We start from the raw sequence: 16,605 nt of genomic DNA, 5'->3' as shown, positions 1-16,605 counted from the left end.
TTGTTATAATAATTACAAGATATAAGGAAATTATTCTAAAAACCTCATTATAAAAGATGTAGTGAGTGATTTGCTTATTATATTTAAACGAAAAATACCCTGAAAATAATCAGGGTATTTTTACAATATTTAATCAAATAGTGTTGTTTATTATCTATGCATTCAAGGCATCTCTATAATCTGTCAAATCCATGACGTTCATTTTATTTTTTATATCCTTAAACAGAGAAACAAGATACATAAGGCTTTCTACCGGATTTATATCTTCATTTTTTGTTACTGGTGCTTCATTTTCTTCATTTTCTTCTTCTTCGATAGGCTCATCATCTGGAATAGGGATAAGAAAACTATCATTTTCTTCGATATGTTCGTATGTAAGTCTTAACACTTTTACCACCAATGGTACTTGCTGTTCTAAAGCATAAGATCTCAAAGCTTTAAGATCCTCGATTAGTGTGTCTGTATTGATTCCAGATTTTTCTAGATCAGTCAGAATTTTGTCAATTAATTTGAGCGCCTTTTTATTTTCCAAGGATTATAAAATTAGTTTGTTTTAAAAAATGATTACGGCAAATTTAACCCTTTATCTAAATCTTTGAAATCTTTTAAAACATTAAATTTACTTTTTGATGTAAAAAAATAAATTTAATAAAAATATTCTTTATAAAATAGAGGAATTTTCCCTTCAACATGTTGATCGTTAGTAGTTTATTATTTAAAAAACGGACGTATGCTTATATTCCAGCTAAAGTTTGAGGTTTAACCGTAACCAAAATTCCTTAATCCTTTTTATCTTTGAAAAGTATTCCAATTACAATTTTTCCCTTACTTTTTTTGTTTTCCCCAACACTTACCTCCTTGAATACAGGAGGTAAGTTCTTCTTGGGGTATTTCGTAATTAAAATAAAGTTACAGTTTTGTTTTCATCTTCCTCTTTTATTATAGTTAATAGCTTTCTTTTGCCAAGTATACTTACTTTAAATACTTTAGTACCAGTTGTCCAATTTTCTTTTCTTATTGCTTGTGGCATCATAGGGAAACCATAACTAAATTTCGAACCATCCGGTTTGGAACCAATAACAAAGAATTGATTTCTGGTTAGGGAATTATTCTTAATTTTAAATTTTATATATTTTACCGAGTCTTCCTTGGTTTTCTTTTTATTGTGAACAATCATTTTTTTTGCGTCTCCGTTAATTTTTTTTGGAGTATTCATGATTTTGAGCTTAGCATCTTTACTTATTTTGGTATTTAATTCATTAGTGACATACACTTTTACAAAACCATTACTCCATATATCTACTCTTGCGTTTTCCGCAATCAGGCTGGATGCATCAATAGTAGCAAGTTCTGCTGCGATGCGTAGTTCTTTTGTTTTACCATCCATAAACATTTTACCGATCGGTGCTAAAACTTCGATGTAATTGTTATTAAGGTTAATAATTCTTGTAATATCATGTGTGCCACTTTCTACTTTTCTAATATTAGGAGCACCAATAATGATTTTTGCATTTTCTGATGGCTGTATCCATTCCTTTTGATCTAAATGTAAAGTTTCATTTACTATTTCCTTATCTAAATAGTCAAATAGGTTAGCATCCATTGTAATAGTTAGACTTTCTTCTTTGGATTGATCAATAATTACATGAGCATAAAAATTAATTTTTATGTTTTGGATATTGGCAACATCAAAGGTTTTGGTTACAATTTCTTTATTTCCTTTTATTTGTGATATTGTTGTTAAACTAACTAGTAGTAGTAATAGACTTATGTACTTTTTCATGACTTTATACTTTTAAATGATTTTTTTTGATGTTATTATTGAGTTTTTTTGAACCATTTTTTACTTATTAAATAATCAATTCCGAATTTTCCGGATCCTAAAATGAGGTTGTAGATAGCAATCCATAAGAATCCCATTGCTGGTAGCATAGCCCATAATCCATTATCCGATTTCTGGAAGATTATTGCAACTAGCATTGTACACAGAATAAAAAAAGAAGCAATTCTTGTTTTAAAACCTAGTAAAAGAAATATGCCTCCTATAGCTTCACTGGAAGCACCCATCCAGGCAAAGAACACTGGGAACATAGAAAAAATACCTCCGTATTCTGCAATATCTTTAGGAAACCATTCTACTACTTCTAGAAATGCTAAATCAGATGACCCTTCAGGACTCCAGGGAACTCCGAATTTACTTCCTCCAAAATTCACTGCTAAAAAATAACCACAGAGGATTCTAGGAAATGCAAATAGTAAATCCGAAGACCAATGTGTCATCGTAATTGGAGAAATAATCTTTTTAATGATGTTTTTCATAACTGAAACGATTTTAGATTGTTTGATGTGTCAAATGTCTGAATCAGTTGCGAATACTGCGTCCCAAAACAAAATAGGACGGCTCAAATTATAATTTGAGCCGTCCTATTTAAAGTGAGTCGATATGTTTGTGTACTATTTTTTAGCTTCTAATAGTACAATCTCATTATCGGATTTTATTGTTACACTTCCATCTTTTACTGTAGCATCTGTTCCAGAATAGACATCTTTTAGTAAGATACCATCTTTAAAAATAGAATTAACTTTTAAGGTCTTTGTTCCTTTTCTAAGGTTTAATCCTACGATAACCCCATCATTAACACCATCTTTACTATATGTTCTTGAAAAGGTATATGGAGTTTCATTAATCATTTTGTGTTTTCCTGCACCAATTGCTGGATGATTTTTTCTGAATTTTCCTAATTTTTGCCAATGTTCTAATAGTAATTTGGTTTCTTCTGTTTCTAAATCATCCCAGTTCATGTTAGATCTTAGTGTTGCATCTCCTTGTGCTCCTTCGATAATCAATGATCTTGCAGTTTCATCACCATAATATACTTGAGAAATACCTGGAGTTAATAAAAGCTTGGTTGCAGATTCATAGGTTTTACTTCTTTCTTTATCAAATGGATCACCATCATCGTGAGAAGTAATATAGTTCATTACACTTTTACCAATCAAACCAGTTTGTAATGCAGTACTATATTTGCTGTATAATTTTTCATAATTTAACTGTTTTGCATCATATTTAAACTGAAAATTAATAAGATTATCAAATCCATTAGCGTAATAATCTACTTTACGATCTCCAAAATCATAAAAGCGCTTTCCATCTATTCCATATCCATATAATTCTCCGAGAACATAAAATTCATTGTTATCTAATACTTTATCAGGATTGTTTTTCTTCCATTCTGAAAAGGCAGCTTTTGCCTGTTCTGCAAGTACGCTCCAAACACCTTCTTCTACATGTTTTACGGTATCTACACGATATCCATCGATACCTAATTCTTTAACATAATCTGTTAACCATTTAATGATATAGTTTTTAGGTGATCGTTTAAGGCCCGTTTTTGCAAAAAAGATTTCTAATTCATCTATTTCGGCTTCTAACCGACCTTCTTTTTCCCATTTTGCTTTTAATGCTTCAGGAAGTTTTACTTCTTCATTACTTTCTGTTTTGATATCAGGAAGATTCTCAACTAATGTGCATTTTACTGCAGTTTCATAATTTTTATAAGAACATTTTGGAGTAGTACGTACCCAATCTTCGGACCAAACAGGGTCTTTATCAGTTACAGGACCGGTATGATTGATAACTATATCCATTAATATCCGTATGCCGTTTTTATGGGCGACCTCTACTAATTTCTCAAGATCGTCATAGGTTCCAAAATTAGGATCTATAGTTGTCCAGTCTTTTGCCCAATATCCATGGAATGCATACGTATTACCAGTTCCTTCATCAACACTTTCATGAATTTGCTCTACTAATGGATTCACCCAAAGGGCATTAATTCCCAAATCTGTAAAATACCCGTCTTCAATTTTTTGGATGATTCCTTTTATATCCCCCCCTTCGAAACCACGTAATACTCCGGTTTCTTTTTTTCTTTCTAAAACTTCATCATTGGTGGGATCTCCATTTTTAAATCTATCAGCTATTAAAAAGTAAACATTCGCACCTTCCCAAATAAAAGGCATATTTTCCGTAGTTACTGGTTTAAAGGTCCTTAATGCTGCAGTTTTAATTGTTGAAGATTCTGTTTTGGTATCACTCTTACAGGAAATAAGGATACTAAAAAGTCCCAAAAATGTAGTTGTTAATAAATGTTTCATGTGCTTGTTTTTGTGTTTCAAAGCATTCTTGCCTTAATTATAATAGAGGCAGGATAAAAGAATTGAAACAATAGTAAATACTGGTTTAAGGTGCTAATCTATAAAATTGAACATAAAAATTCATCTTTGTAGAATTGTGAAATTCGTAAAAATCACAAATTAAGCTTTGTTTTGAGAAGCTAAGTATTGTGAAGGTGAGGTATTTGTTAGTTTCTTGAATACTCTATTAAAGGTTGCTTTACTATTAAAACCGCATTCATATGCGATTCCTAAAAGAGATAATTGTTGCTGTTTTCCTTCTTGTAACATGGTTTGTACTGCTTTAACTCGGTATGAGTTTATAAAATCATTGAAGTTTTTCTCAAATCCAGAATTTATTGTATCTGATAAGGTCGAAGTATTGATTTTAAGCATTTTAGAAAGTTCTGTAAGATTTAAATCAGGATTGAGAAATGGTTTTTCATTTTTCATGAACGCTTCAATTTTTTCTTTGGTCTTAATAACATCTTCACTAAGTTCAATTTGTGAAGTAGCAGTATTCTCTTTTACAGTCACTGAAAAATTCAAGTTATTTAACTTATTAGTATCTGTAAAATATCCTTTAATTCCAATATAAATGATCGCCACAGCAGTAAAGAAATGATACCACCATCGCTGTGTCCAATGTAAATCTGTAATCACAGATCCAATAACCCCTTGAAAAACACTATATAAAAACAAGAATGAATAAATAAAAAGAAAGTTTCTAATCCAGTTTAGCTCCAAGCTATAGGTGTTAGAAAAAAACTGTTGGATCTTTTTTCTGTATATATAATATAGCTGAATGGTAAAAGCTAGGTACAATAACATCTGTAGATTTTCTACAATTCCTATCAGTGGGCTAATATATTTTTCATCTAGAAAGACTTTTAAATACCCATTTTGTGTTTCATTAAACCCTGGTTGTGCAGCGTCATAGATAAGAATAGATATCTTATAAATAATGTATAAGCTAACGGGAATAAAATGTATGAAATCCTTTTTTCTAAACTTAAAATTAGAAGTTGTTATCGATTTTACATAAAAATAAAGCAAGGGCCCAATAGCTAATGATAGTGCAATGAGCCAATAATTGATCTTAGTATTTCTATAGGTATCATACCAATCCATAAAACCAATGGTATAAGTCGTTCTATGATATCCAGTAATAAAAATAAGAATAGATAATATGAAGGCTGGGACATATTTCTTTTTAAAGTATCTCACTAAAAGAAGGAATGCAAATACAAAAGCTTGAAATACTAAAAGTAACAATGGTGTACTATATAAATTAAAAGAAGGAAACTCTAATGGTAATGGAATTGGCATAATGCTAATTTAAATAATTCGTAGAAGTATTTTTTATTTTTTTTTTAATTAAAATACTGTTCCTTTGACTATAATTTAATTCGAATGATCAAATTCAAAGCTTGGATCTCGGCCGCACGGCTTCGTACATTACCATTATCTATATCGGGAATTATTGTGGGATCATCTATAGGTGTCCGATTTTTATATGAAGATGTTTTGAAATTTGTAGAAACTAAAAATCATTTAATTTGTTTATCTGGGCCAAATTTTTTTGATAAATCAATATTTTGGTTAGCAATAGCCACAACTTTAGGTTTACAGATCCTTTCCAATTTTGCTAACGACTATGGTGATGGGGTAAAAGGAACTGATAATGAGGATAGAGTAGGACCACAACGTGCATTACAAAGTGGTGCTATTTCCAAAAAAGAAATGTTCAGAGGTATTGTTATTACTGCTATGATTACATTGATTTTGGCAATTTTATTGATCTATGTATCCTTTGGTAAAGAATATTTTTTATACTCTGTTTTCTTTTTCTTATTAGGACTAGCAGCTATTATTGCAGCTATAAAATATACAATGGGAAATACTGCTTATGGATATCGAGGATTAGGCGACGTGTTTGTTTTTTTATTTTTTGGATTGGTTAGTGTGGTAGGGTGTTATTTTTTATTTACTAAGAATTTAAATTGGTTGGTGTTTCTGCCAGCAACCACCATAGGTTTGTTAAGTGCTGCAGTTTTGAATCTTAATAATATGCGCGACCACGATAGTGATAAAAAAGCTGGAAAAAATACGGTTGTAGTAAAAATGGGATTACTAAAAGCTAGAAAATATCATTATTTCCTAGTTATAGGGGCTATGCTATCTATGCTTATCTTTTCATTTTTTACATATGAATATTATACGAATCTGCTCTTTTTGATAGCCTTTATTCCATTATTAATTCACCTAAATAAGGTGGCAAAGACAAAAAATGCCGTTAATTTAGATCCAGAGTTGAAAAAAGTAGCGTTATCAACATTTTTACTGGCTGTATTATTTAGTTTAGGTCAGATTTTTTAATTTAGTTCCACCTTATTTCACCGCAGAGTGGAATTTATAAATAACAAGTAAAAAACTCACATAATGAAAATTACATTTTTTGGGCATAATACATTATTAGTAGAAATTAAGGATATCAAAGTTTTAATAGATCCTTTTATTACTGGTAATCCATTAACTAAAGATACGCTAGATATCAATGATTTTAAAGTAGACTATATATTATTAACTCATGCGCATCAGGATCATACCTTAGATGCTGAGGCCATTGCAAAAAATAATAATGCAACTATTGTTTCTAATTACGAAATCGCCATGCATTATCAGGCAAAAGGGATAGAAGTACATCCTATGAACCATGGAGGTAATTGGGAATTTGATTTCGGGAAAGTAAAATATGTAAATGCAATTCATACCAGTAGTTTCCCGGATGGAAGTTATGGAGGTCAACCGGGAGGATTTGTGATCGAGGGTGAACATAAAAACATATATATTGCTGGCGATACGGCTTTAACAATGGACATGAAATTAATTCCCTTATCTACTAAATTGGATTTAGCCATACTTCCTATCGGTGATAATTTTACCATGGGAATCGATGATGCTATTATTGCAAGTGATTTTTTAGCATGTGATAAAGTATTAGGAGTTCATTATGATACTTTTGGATATATAGAGATTGATCATGATGAAGCCAAAAAAAAGTTTTTTGCTAAGGACAAGGATCTTATGTTGTTAGATATCAGTCAGAGCATAGAACTATAATGAACGCTACTTATCATAAACATATTTTAGAGTTCAAAAGACCAAGTGGGACTTCTCGCGGAGTACTGAAGACGAAAGAAACTTGGTTTATTGTTATTACTTCTAAAGAAAAACAAGGTATTGGAGAATGCGGGATTCTAAGAACCTTAAGTATTGACGACAGGCCTGATTATGAAGAAAAATTACAATGGACTTGTGATAATATTCATTTAGGAGTTGATCAACTTTGGCAAGAACTAAAAGAGTTTCCTAGTATTCAGTTTGGTGTAGAGATGGCTTTTAAATCTTTAGAAAGTGAATCCCCGTTTTTGTTATTTCCTTCTAAATTTACGAAAGGAGAAGAGGCCATTCCTATCAATGGATTGATATGGATGGGAGAGAAAGAGTTTATGAAAGATCAGATATTAGAGAAGCTGGATCAAGGGTTTGATTGCATAAAAATGAAGATAGGGGCTATTGATTTTCAGGCAGAGTTAGAACTTCTTTCTTATATACGTTCTCAGTTTTCTAAAGATGTCATCGAACTTAGAGTGGATGCTAACGGAGCTTTTTCTTCGGATAATGCATTAGAAAAACTATTGAAATTAAATAGTTATCATCTTCATAGTATCGAACAACCAATAAAACAAGGACAATCTGAGGAGATGAAGACTTTATGTGAGATGACTCCATTACCAATTGCGTTAGATGAAGAATTAATTGGTGTTTTTGATGTAACGGATAAGAAGAAATTACTACTAACAATACAACCTCAATATATAATTTTGAAACCAAGTTTAATAGGAGGTCTTAAAGGAACACAAGAGTGGATTGATCTTGCTGAAGAATTAGGCATTGGATGGTGGATCACTAGTGCGTTAGAAAGTAATATTGGATTAAACGCAATAGCTCAATATACTTTTACTTTAAATAATAGAATGCCGCAAGGTTTAGGAACAGGAGGTTTGTATACTAATAACATAGAAGCACCTTTGATAGTGGATACAGGAACATTAAAATATCGACCTCATAAGAAATGGGTGGTATCATATTTAGATTAATAAAATAATTATAGATGTATATAGAACAAGGGAGAAAAGGAAAACTTGGAATGTGGAAATATTTGTTTCCCCCACTTGGATTTTTTGGTTTAATGATTTTGAATTTTGTAGTCAGTTTATTAATGGGAGCGGATACAGAAACTGTTATGCAAAATCAAATAGAGACTTTAGGAAAGCCTTTATTTTTTCTTGTAGCGGTTGGTCCTTTTGTTGTTTTTTTAGTCGCATTATTTTTTTGGGTGAAAATTGTACATCAGCAAAGTATTACTTCATTAACTACTTCTAGAAAAAAAATAGATTGGAAGCGAGTATTTTTCATGTTTGGATTAATGTCATTATATATTGGTATTACTACATATATCGGATATATTATGGCTCCAGATGACTATGAAATAAATTTTGAACTACAACCATTTTTGATATTAGCAATAATGGCAATAATATTAGTGCCAATACAAACCAGCTTCGAAGAATATTTTTTTAGAGGATATTTGATGCAAGGGCTTGGTATTGCTACAAAAACGAAATGGATTCCTTTTGTAATTACTTCTGTTACATTCGGATTAATGCATATTGCTAATCCCGAAGTAGGTAAATTAGGCCCTATTATTATGGTTTATTATATTGGGACAGGGTTTTTCTTAGCAATTATGACATTAATGGATGAAGGATTGGAATTGGCATTAGGATTTCACGCAGCTAATAATCTAGTAACGGCCATGTTAGTAACATCTACCTGGACTGCTTTTCAAACAGATTCTTTATTATTATATACAGCAGAGCCAGAGGTTAATTTCGAAATTCTATTTCCAGTGTTAATTATATTTCCTGCTTTTTTATTCATTTTAGCTAAAAAATATAAATGGTCAGGATGGAAAAATAAATTATTCGGAAAAATACGACCAGAACTACAAATAGAAGAATGATAACAAATTCATAATATACAATTTACGTAAGCGTAACCTATGGATATGTTAGAAAATTGAAATTTGGATATGCAAACAGAAGATACATTTTCTACCTCAAAAGTACATCTCGATTTTAGTATTAATAGGCAAACTTTGGATAAAAAAAGTTTGAAGGAAATTGCTTATGATTTTATTAAAGAAGGAGAAGTTTATGAACAGGAAGTAGGTAATTTCTTGTTAGATTGGCTGAATGATAAAGATTATATTGTCGTAAAGACATCAGGTTCTACAGGAAAACCTAAAAAGATAAAGATCTACAAACAGCACATGGTCAATAGTGCCAAAGCTACAGGTACTTTTTTCAAAGTGAATGAAGGTACAACAGCATTATTGTGTTTGCCTGCCACTTATATTGCAGGTAAAATGATGTTGGTGAGAGCAATGGTATTAGGATGGAAAATTGATTTAGTTCCGCCGAAAACAAATCCTTTGGATACTGTGTACAAGCAATATGATTTTTGTGCTATGGTGCCTTTGCAACTAGACAACTCTATCAATAGACTTCATTTACTTAAAAAATTGATAGTAGGAGGAGGAACCGTTTCCGAAAATCTAAAAGAACTCATACAAGGAATCAAAACTAAAATTTTCGAAACCTACGGAATGACCGAAACTGTAACCCATATCGCCGCAAGAAGAATTAACCCAAAGAAGAAAGATAAAAAAGATAGTAAATACTTCAAGGCTTTACCAAATATTACATTAAACGTAGATGATAGAAATTGTTTGATAATCAAAGCGCCTCTATTAAATGGCGAAACAATAGTAACTAACGATGTTGTAGAATTAAAAACCTATAAAAAGTTTATTTGGAAAGGAAGACACGATAATGTTATTAATAGTGGAGGTATTAAATTATATCCAGAAGAGATCGAAATAAAACTACAATTATTAATAGGACATCGTTTTTTTGTAGCATGTGTTCCTGATGATTCATTGGGCGATAAGGTAATCTTAATCGTTGAAAATGATTACAATGAATTAATGTATACAACTTTGAAAGAAGCTATACACAGTATTAAAACACTTTCTAAATACGAAATACCAAAGAAAATTTATTTTATCCCCCAATTTATAGAAACAGATAACGGAAAAATTCAGCGCACTAAGACATTAGAGTGTGTAGTGGGATAATGGTAACAGTTACGAAATAATCCCACCACAAACTTATCTTTTACTTGTTGTTTATCTCAATACTTTTGAAAATTTTCTATTCTAATATTTCTTCTATAACTATAACTGAATATGAACCGTATCAAAGTTGATTATTCCCTCTATTCATCATTGTAATATGACACAAAATTAAAAATATTATTATAACTGTTTTTAACAGCTATAATATAGATGAAATCGAAACTTACCGAATTCATTTTAGTCATATTAATTCTCTATAGTATTCACTTTTTTTACTAATAAACTCTTTATTTAAAATTGTATTATTCCCCGATTTTATGATATGTTACTATAATTGGTCTAAACAATATTTAAGCATAATTACTTTTAAGTGTAAAAGAATGAATAACCGATTTCGTTTACAGGTAAATTACTTGTAAAACAAGTATTTATACTGGTTGTTCTCATGTTGATTAGGTTGTAGATTTGTAATATAGTACTATAGAAACAAGTTTGGATACCTAATTCCAAGCATAAAAAAGGGGCGATTCTTAATGTTTTTTATGAACAAAAAACGACATCAATGGTGTCATCATTTTTATAAGTTATGGTACAATCGATTTTCTAATATAAAATGATATTTCATAAAAAATATATTCAAAATTAAAATATAATTGATCACTATATTTTTTCTATTAAGGGTGGCTTTATTAAGTATAATTTAATAATTAATAAAACAAAATTATGAGCACAAATGGTATTTCAACAGCCGGTGGGAAATTGTTTTTTTCAAACCCTCCTCATCCAGATTCAAGTCATAAGCCTGAATTAAAAGATCTTGATCAAATAAAAGATTTTAAAATAGAAACTACTACCAAAAGTAAAAGCTTAGCCAAATCAAATTTACCCAAAGTAGCGGTTTATAAAGTAGCTCCAGATGTTGTGGTTACTGCTGCTAACCCTTTGGTTATTTCGGGAAGTGGTCCTGTTTCAGTTGGCTTTGGAAAGGTAACGATTGAACCAGGAGGACAAATTAGAGTATTGACAACGGCGGATATTAGAATCGACGAATTAATAAAAAAATAATTAAAAAACATTCGAAATGAGCAATTTAACAGGTGATATAATCATAGCCGGTGCTGACGGTGCAGCAGGTTCAAATGGAAAAAGTCAAACAACTCCTGCGCATAGTGGAGATAATGGTAGGAATGCGAACTGTGATTGGGATTCAGTATGCCGTCCAAGTTCAAGTTCCGGTACTTCAGGAAGTAGTGGAGTAGCAGGAGGAACTGGATCTTCTGCTGGAGATGGTTCAGACTGTCCTTCAGCTACGATTACGATAGGACAACTGACAGGAACAATTAGTGTTTCTGCTGCTGCTGGAAGTGGCGGAGATGGTGGAGATGGCGGCACTGGGCAAGCTGGTGGAAGTGGTGGAGATGGTGGAAAACCCTCTGGATGTCCTGCTGGTTCTGATTGTGGTGGTAGTAATGGTGGAGACGCAGGAACTGGCGGAGATGGTGGAAATGGCGGAAATGGTGGAAATGGCGGAAATGGTAATCAAATTGTAGTACAATACCATGGTGGAAACATTTTAACCTCAACTCCAACACCAAAGGGTGGATCTGGAGGTGTGTCTGGCGTAGCTGGCGTAGCCGGCAAAGCTGGTTCTCCAGGAGGAAAGCCCGCTAGTGGAGGTGCTGCCGGAGCAGGTGGTACTGCAGGAAATAATGGTACGCCAAGTAATATTATTACTCAACCAGTATAATAAAAAGCGTATTTATGAATGATACTAAAGAAAATATCATTAATAATGTAACGCAACTTTCATCTTATGCTACAACACTTAGCTTGGCTCCGGCTAAGCAGGTGTTGCGGCTTAGGGATGAATTACTTGCCTTACCAAATGAAACTAAGTGGACACTAGGCGGTAAATCAGGATTAAATTCTGATGGAAGCCCTCTTCAATATTGTATTAGCTCTTCTAATAGTGGATTGCAAGGACGGTTTATAAGTGATCCTTCTTGTATAATAGGTCCACCCAAAGAAAGATATCAACATAGCTATTTGGCTTTACAAAAACTCTATAAAAGAACAGGATCCGATGATATCAAGAAGATATGTGAAGAGATGCTTGCATATCATTTACCTAAAGAACAAGAAGTATTAGAAGAGTATCCAGATGGGGTATTTTGGTTAGGAGCTTCACCTGATAGATCGGGAATGGCCGTATATATAGACGGAAGAAGAGGAGGACATGATGCTTCTTGGGAACGCTTAAGAGGTTGGATGACTGATTTAATGCCAAATAATACCGAGGTGGATTCTTTTATTGATTCTGTTAAACCTTTTGCAGATATTATGAGTATAGGTTTAGAGGGTAGTAATTTCGAAAATCTACGAGCTAAAATCTATTTCCGTTTATCAAAGCCTACTTCGCTTATGGATTTAGATATCCCTCTATTAAAGGAAGATAAGTTTACTGCTTTTTTAAATGATGTGGTTGGAGATAATAAGATAAGACTTTCTGGACTTGTTTTTAACATAGGTTTTCATATCGCTTCATCCAAAATGTTTGATGCTAAAATAGATGTATGTGGTTGTAATTCTTGTGTAAAACTGAACTCTAAAGAATGGATTGCTTTACTAAATAAAACAACATTAACGAATGATGTAAAACCATTTCCGGTAGATGATAGTGTTCTTGATAATCAGTGTGCCGTTTCTTATTACGGAATAGGGGTTGATAGAAAAGGTAACGTTAGAATAAATTTATACTTAAAAAATAAATTACCCAGACAAGATGATTAGATACTTCTAAAGACTTTCTAATCAAAAGTAATAGAGTAAAATAAAAATTTATAGATGAAACAAGATGTAATTATTCCTAGAAATAGAATTCTAATTTATTACCAGGGGTATTGTGGGAAATGTAAAGTTTTATCAAAGTTAGTGGTGTTACTTTCTTTCAACTTTGTGAAAAGAATTCCTCTGGAAGTGGATGAAAGTATTAAACTATTTTTTGAAGACTATCCAAAAGCTAAAGGGTATCCTATTCTTTTTTTAGGTGCCAGACCAATATATAATTATTGGGTGTTTCCAGCTGTTCCTTTTGCAATCATGCTATCCTGGGTGTACAGTTTACAAATAATTTTTGGTAAAAAGCAATAATTTTTTATGATCTAAATAGTAACGATTACTAATTAAAATGATGCTATTAAGACAATTTAATATAAACATTATATGAGAACTATTTTTAAAGATCGAAAACTTCAATTAGAATTTGAAGATAAAGGGTATGTGGTTATAGACTTTTTAAATTTAGAAGAAGTAACCCAGTTAAAAGAGATATATAAAGAGCTAAATGGGCAACCTATCCAAATGGGTTTTTCGACATCTAATATGAGTATGGATGCCGATTATAGAAAAAAGGTATCTAATATCATTACTTCGGTATTTGGTAATGCAGTTAACAAACATTTTGATCGATTTAAAATGTTTTTTGGAATATTTACTTCCAAACAACCCAATCAGGAAAAAGGTCTTTGTTCGATGCATCAAGATCCAACATATGTAGATGAAAGTAAATATCAGGGAATTACCATATGGGTGCCATTAATAGATACGGATGAAACTAATGGAGCACTAGAAGTAATTGACAGAAGTCATTTGCTTAATGAATACCCCAGAAGTACATTACCTAGATTTCCATACAACAATTTAGTGCCTTTACTATTAGAAAAGTATTTCAAAAGATTAGACATCAAAGCAGGACAAGCTTATATAGGTAACTCTAAAGTTTTTCATTGGTCACCATCAAATATGAGCAGTCAGGAAAGAGTTGCGGCTTTAGCGTGGATGGCAGAAGAAGAAAGCCAAATGAGATGCTATTATCAAGATTTTAAAAACCCAGGCAAGACCATGGAAGTTTTTGAATTAGAAGCGGGTCATTATATAGAAAATCCACTTTTTAGCAGACCAGATGAAAGTAAAGCAAAAAAAATTGAAGAGGTAGCTAGTCAATTCGAACCACTAAACGAAACAAAAATAGATGCTATTATCAATGGTGTAACAACTGTCTAGTTTAGTGTTTGTTTTAATTGCCTAAAGAGAATTAAATAATAAGAAGTCATGAGCATTAAAGAAGAATTATTAAATAACAATTCTTTTGAAAAGAAGAAAAATACTAGAGTACTTTTTAAAGATGATATTTTAAATAAATTTTTTCTTAAAAATGGTTTTGTAGTTATTGATTTTTTAAATACTTCAGAAGTCCAGGAATTAATAAATTCTTATAGAATGCTTGAAGGTGATTTGGGACAAGCAGCATTTGCTTCTACAATAATGAGTAAGAATACTGAATATCGCTTTGCCGTGTCTTCAATTATAAATACAACTTTTCAGAGAGCGATACAGGGGTTGTTTGTCGATGTCAAGTTCTTCTGGGGAAATTTTAATATAAAGTATCCTAATAAAAATAATGGAGTAGTACCTCTTCATCAAGACCCATCATTTCTAGATGAAAGAAATTTCAACCCTTTAGGGATATGGGTTCCACTTGTAGATACAAATCCAGAAAATGGTGCTTTGGAAGTTATTCCAGGTAGTCATACAATTTTAGATAACCCGAGATGCGGCGGACAATTGTTTCCATATTCATCAATACAAGATTCCTTATTGGAAAATTTCGGGAAATCATTGTCTATGAAAGCTGGCCAGGCATATATAGGAAGTCCAGCTTTATTTCATGCTTCGCCTTCTAACAAGAGTCTACATCCAAGAATTGTTGCTGCTTGTTTGGCAGGACCTAAAGAAAGTGAATTGAGGTACCATCATTATAAAGCTATAGAAGAAAAGGAAGTAGCAGAAATGTTTGAAGTGGATAATTCATACTATTTATCTACTCCGCTATTTAGTAAACCTAATGAGACTGAATATGAATTATTAGAATCGATTAATATTCAAAAATCGCCAAGTAAAGAAGTGCTATTTCAATTATTAAATCAATTTAATAAAAGAGAAGAACATGTTTAAAATAAATAAGGAGGAAAGTAAAGTAGAAAATCTAATTATTCAACAAATAAATTTTTCAACTAAAAAGAATACCTGGAAGAATATGTTCTTGAATGGTGTTGATCATTTGATCGATGAGTATTATAATGGATATGTAAACACAAAACATGTGATGCCTTTTTCTCCCGAAGTTTTTCAGGTAGCAGAAGAATTTCAAGAAGGGGATATTTTTCAAAGAGCTTTAATTTTGGACACTTTCCTTGATGCGAATACCGTACTAGATGATCAACTAGAAAATATTATTAGATCTGAAGCTAATTATCTCATTGAGTCCAGACGAAAAGAAGGAGTAGGTGGTTGGGCCTATTTTCCAAAATTAAGAGAGTTACCTCCTGATGCAGATGATTTAGCACAGGTTATACAAGTACTGTGCAGAAGTGGATACAAAAAAGAAACAACATCCTTATTTGAAGAACCATTAAAAGTATTATTCAGGGATCAAGCTAATATAGATAAAGGATGGGAATCTTGGATTATTCCTCAAGAAAATCAATCATTAGAGGAGCAATTACAAACTATTTGGGTAAATAAAGCTTGGGGTAAAGGATCAGATATTGACGTTGTTGCTAATGTTTTGTATGCATTAAGTATTTATGATGAGGATAGATTTTCTAAAGAAATAAAACAAGGACTGTCTTTCATGTATAATAGTCACGAACAATATTCATGGAAAAGTACCTGGTACTATGGGAAAAATTATGGCACATATATGAGTATAAGAGCTATTTGTGCTAATAATGGGGATAAACAAATTGTAAAAAAAGCGGTAGACTTTTTAATTAATTCGAGAAAAGCAGATGGTGGTTGGGCATTGGAGAATGAAGTATCAAGTTCGTTACAGACAGCCTTAGCTTTATTAGGAATATATGAAGCTAATACATACCTAGGGATTAATATTGATTCTAATTGGTTAGAAAAGAGTCGCGTTTTTTTACAAGAAAAATATAATAAAATACTGGGGTGGGAGTCAAGCCCATTTATCCGCATGCCAATGGGAAGACCGAGTGGTTATATCCATACAATTCTTACTTATGAGAGTGCAACAATTACAAACAATTTTGTAACCAAAGCCTGTCAAAAATTCATATTAAGAACTAATAAAAAATAAGCAG

At 31.8% G+C, this 16,605-nt stretch carries 17 protein-coding genes; 12 read left to right on the top strand and 5 right to left on the bottom strand.

Features of this window, described 5'->3' with window-relative positions; translation table 11 throughout:
* Positions 1-154: 154 nt before the first annotated feature.
* The 5 genes from Q0921_RS03335 to Q0921_RS03315 form a co-directional block, all read right to left on the bottom strand.
* A complete protein-coding gene (locus Q0921_RS03335) occupies positions 155-532 on the bottom strand; it encodes a hypothetical protein (RefSeq protein WP_299253270.1) in 378 nt (125 codons plus the stop codon).
* 366 nt (positions 533-898) lie between these two features.
* Entirely contained in the window at positions 899-1,783 is an 885-nt protein-coding gene (locus Q0921_RS03330) for a DUF2807 domain-containing protein (protein ID WP_299253267.1), read from the bottom strand.
* A 35-nt stretch (positions 1,784-1,818) separates the two neighbouring features.
* The gene (locus Q0921_RS03325) at positions 1,819-2,319 is read right to left on the bottom strand and encodes a DoxX family protein (protein WP_299253264.1); all 501 of its coding nucleotides are present in this window, start codon (positions 2,317-2,319) and stop codon (positions 1,819-1,821) included.
* Positions 2,320-2,454: 135 nt separating this feature from the next.
* Entirely contained in the window at positions 2,455-4,158 is a 1,704-nt protein-coding gene (locus tag Q0921_RS03320; RefSeq protein ID WP_299253261.1) for an alpha-amylase family glycosyl hydrolase, read from the bottom strand.
* Positions 4,159-4,317: 159 nt separating this feature from the next.
* A complete protein-coding gene (locus Q0921_RS03315) occupies positions 4,318-5,505 on the bottom strand; it encodes an AraC family transcriptional regulator (protein ID WP_299253258.1) in 1,188 nt (395 codons plus the stop codon).
* Positions 5,506-5,589: 84 nt separating this feature from the next.
* Between Q0921_RS03315 and menA the strand changes: the two genes are divergently transcribed.
* The 12 genes from menA (at position 5,590) to Q0921_RS03255 (ending at position 16,601) form a co-directional block, all read left to right on the top strand.
* Positions 5,590-6,555, top strand: a complete 966-nt coding sequence (menA, locus tag Q0921_RS03310) for a 1,4-dihydroxy-2-naphthoate octaprenyltransferase (protein ID WP_299253255.1) — start codon at positions 5,590-5,592, stop codon at positions 6,553-6,555.
* Positions 6,556-6,618: 63 nt separating this feature from the next.
* Positions 6,619-7,299 carry a metal-dependent hydrolase gene (locus Q0921_RS03305; protein ID WP_299253252.1) on the top strand — a complete coding sequence of 227 codons (681 nt, stop codon included), beginning with the start codon at positions 6,619-6,621 and terminating at the stop codon, positions 7,297-7,299.
* Positions 7,299-8,339 carry an o-succinylbenzoate synthase gene (locus Q0921_RS03300; RefSeq protein WP_299253249.1) on the top strand — a complete coding sequence of 347 codons (1,041 nt, stop codon included), beginning with the start codon at positions 7,299-7,301 and terminating at the stop codon, positions 8,337-8,339. The genes Q0921_RS03305 and Q0921_RS03300 overlap by 1 nt, the downstream gene beginning before the upstream one ends.
* A 14-nt stretch (positions 8,340-8,353) precedes the next feature.
* On the top strand, positions 8,354-9,265 hold the full coding sequence (locus tag Q0921_RS03295; RefSeq protein ID WP_299253246.1) for a CPBP family intramembrane glutamic endopeptidase: 912 nt from the start codon (positions 8,354-8,356) through the stop codon (positions 9,263-9,265).
* Positions 9,266-9,334: 69 nt separating this feature from the next.
* Positions 9,335-10,441: an AMP-binding protein gene (locus Q0921_RS03290; RefSeq protein ID WP_299253243.1), complete on the top strand. Its 1,107-nt coding sequence runs from the start codon at positions 9,335-9,337 to the stop codon at positions 10,439-10,441.
* A gap of 723 nt (positions 10,442-11,164) precedes the next feature.
* The gene (locus tag Q0921_RS03285; RefSeq protein ID WP_299253240.1) at positions 11,165-11,506 is read left to right on the top strand and encodes a hypothetical protein; all 342 of its coding nucleotides are present in this window, start codon (positions 11,165-11,167) and stop codon (positions 11,504-11,506) included.
* 16 nt (positions 11,507-11,522) lie between these two features.
* Positions 11,523-12,188 (top strand): hypothetical protein, encoded by a 666-nt coding sequence (locus tag Q0921_RS03280; RefSeq protein WP_299253237.1) that lies wholly within the window; start codon positions 11,523-11,525, stop codon positions 12,186-12,188.
* Between the two features lie 14 nt (positions 12,189-12,202).
* Entirely contained in the window at positions 12,203-13,231 is a 1,029-nt protein-coding gene (locus tag Q0921_RS03275) for a hypothetical protein (protein WP_299253235.1), read from the top strand.
* Positions 13,232-13,285: 54 nt separating this feature from the next.
* Positions 13,286-13,591, top strand: coding sequence for a hypothetical protein (locus Q0921_RS03270; protein WP_299253233.1), 306 nt, complete (start codon positions 13,286-13,288; stop codon positions 13,589-13,591).
* A 72-nt stretch (positions 13,592-13,663) separates the two neighbouring features.
* Positions 13,664-14,503 carry a phytanoyl-CoA dioxygenase family protein gene (locus tag Q0921_RS03265; RefSeq protein ID WP_299253230.1) on the top strand — a complete coding sequence of 280 codons (840 nt, stop codon included), beginning with the start codon at positions 13,664-13,666 and terminating at the stop codon, positions 14,501-14,503.
* 48 nt (positions 14,504-14,551) lie between these two features.
* Entirely contained in the window at positions 14,552-15,454 is a 903-nt protein-coding gene (locus Q0921_RS03260; RefSeq protein ID WP_299253227.1) for a phytanoyl-CoA dioxygenase family protein, read from the top strand.
* Positions 15,447-16,601 carry a prenyltransferase/squalene oxidase repeat-containing protein gene (locus Q0921_RS03255; RefSeq protein ID WP_299253224.1) on the top strand — a complete coding sequence of 385 codons (1,155 nt, stop codon included), beginning with the start codon at positions 15,447-15,449 and terminating at the stop codon, positions 16,599-16,601. Before Q0921_RS03260 ends, Q0921_RS03255 begins: the two co-directional genes overlap by 8 nt.
* Positions 16,602-16,605: the final 4 nt, after the last annotated feature.

Origin of the sequence: uncultured Aquimarina sp., assembly GCF_947496855.1 — a bacterium.
Taxonomy (GTDB): domain Bacteria; phylum Bacteroidota; class Bacteroidia; order Flavobacteriales; family Flavobacteriaceae; genus Aquimarina.
This window is presented reverse-complemented; position numbering and strand designations above follow the sequence as displayed.

Bases quoted from the DNA above. Each gene is read 5' to 3' on its own strand.
- menA (WP_299253255.1), top strand. From the start codon at position 5,590: ATGATCAAATTCAAAGCTTGGATCTCGGCCGCACGGCTTCGTACATTA.
- Q0921_RS03275 (WP_299253235.1), top strand. From the start codon at position 12,203: ATGAATGATACTAAAGAAAATATCATTAATAATGTAACGCAACTTTCA.
- Q0921_RS03265 (WP_299253230.1), top strand. From the start codon at position 13,664: ATGAGAACTATTTTTAAAGATCGAAAACTTCAATTAGAATTTGAAGAT.
- Q0921_RS03315 (WP_299253258.1), bottom strand. From the start codon at position 5,505: ATGCCAATTCCATTACCATTAGAGTTTCCTTCTTTTAATTTATATAGT.
- Q0921_RS03285 (WP_299253240.1), top strand. From the start codon at position 11,165: ATGAGCACAAATGGTATTTCAACAGCCGGTGGGAAATTGTTTTTTTCA.
- Q0921_RS03320 (WP_299253261.1), bottom strand. From the start codon at position 4,158: ATGAAACATTTATTAACAACTACATTTTTGGGACTTTTTAGTATCCTT.
- Q0921_RS03270 (WP_299253233.1), top strand. From the start codon at position 13,286: ATGAAACAAGATGTAATTATTCCTAGAAATAGAATTCTAATTTATTAC.
- Q0921_RS03260 (WP_299253227.1), top strand. From the start codon at position 14,552: ATGAGCATTAAAGAAGAATTATTAAATAACAATTCTTTTGAAAAGAAG.
- Q0921_RS03295 (WP_299253246.1), top strand. From the start codon at position 8,354: ATGTATATAGAACAAGGGAGAAAAGGAAAACTTGGAATGTGGAAATAT.
- Q0921_RS03290 (WP_299253243.1), top strand. From the start codon at position 9,335: ATGCAAACAGAAGATACATTTTCTACCTCAAAAGTACATCTCGATTTT.
- Q0921_RS03305 (WP_299253252.1), top strand. From the start codon at position 6,619: ATGAAAATTACATTTTTTGGGCATAATACATTATTAGTAGAAATTAAG.
- Q0921_RS03280 (WP_299253237.1), top strand. From the start codon at position 11,523: ATGAGCAATTTAACAGGTGATATAATCATAGCCGGTGCTGACGGTGCA.
- Q0921_RS03330 (WP_299253267.1), bottom strand. From the start codon at position 1,783: ATGAAAAAGTACATAAGTCTATTACTACTACTAGTTAGTTTAACAACA.
- Q0921_RS03325 (WP_299253264.1), bottom strand. From the start codon at position 2,319: ATGAAAAACATCATTAAAAAGATTATTTCTCCAATTACGATGACACAT.
- Q0921_RS03255 (WP_299253224.1), top strand. From the start codon at position 15,447: ATGTTTAAAATAAATAAGGAGGAAAGTAAAGTAGAAAATCTAATTATT.
- Q0921_RS03300 (WP_299253249.1), top strand. From the start codon at position 7,299: ATGAACGCTACTTATCATAAACATATTTTAGAGTTCAAAAGACCAAGT.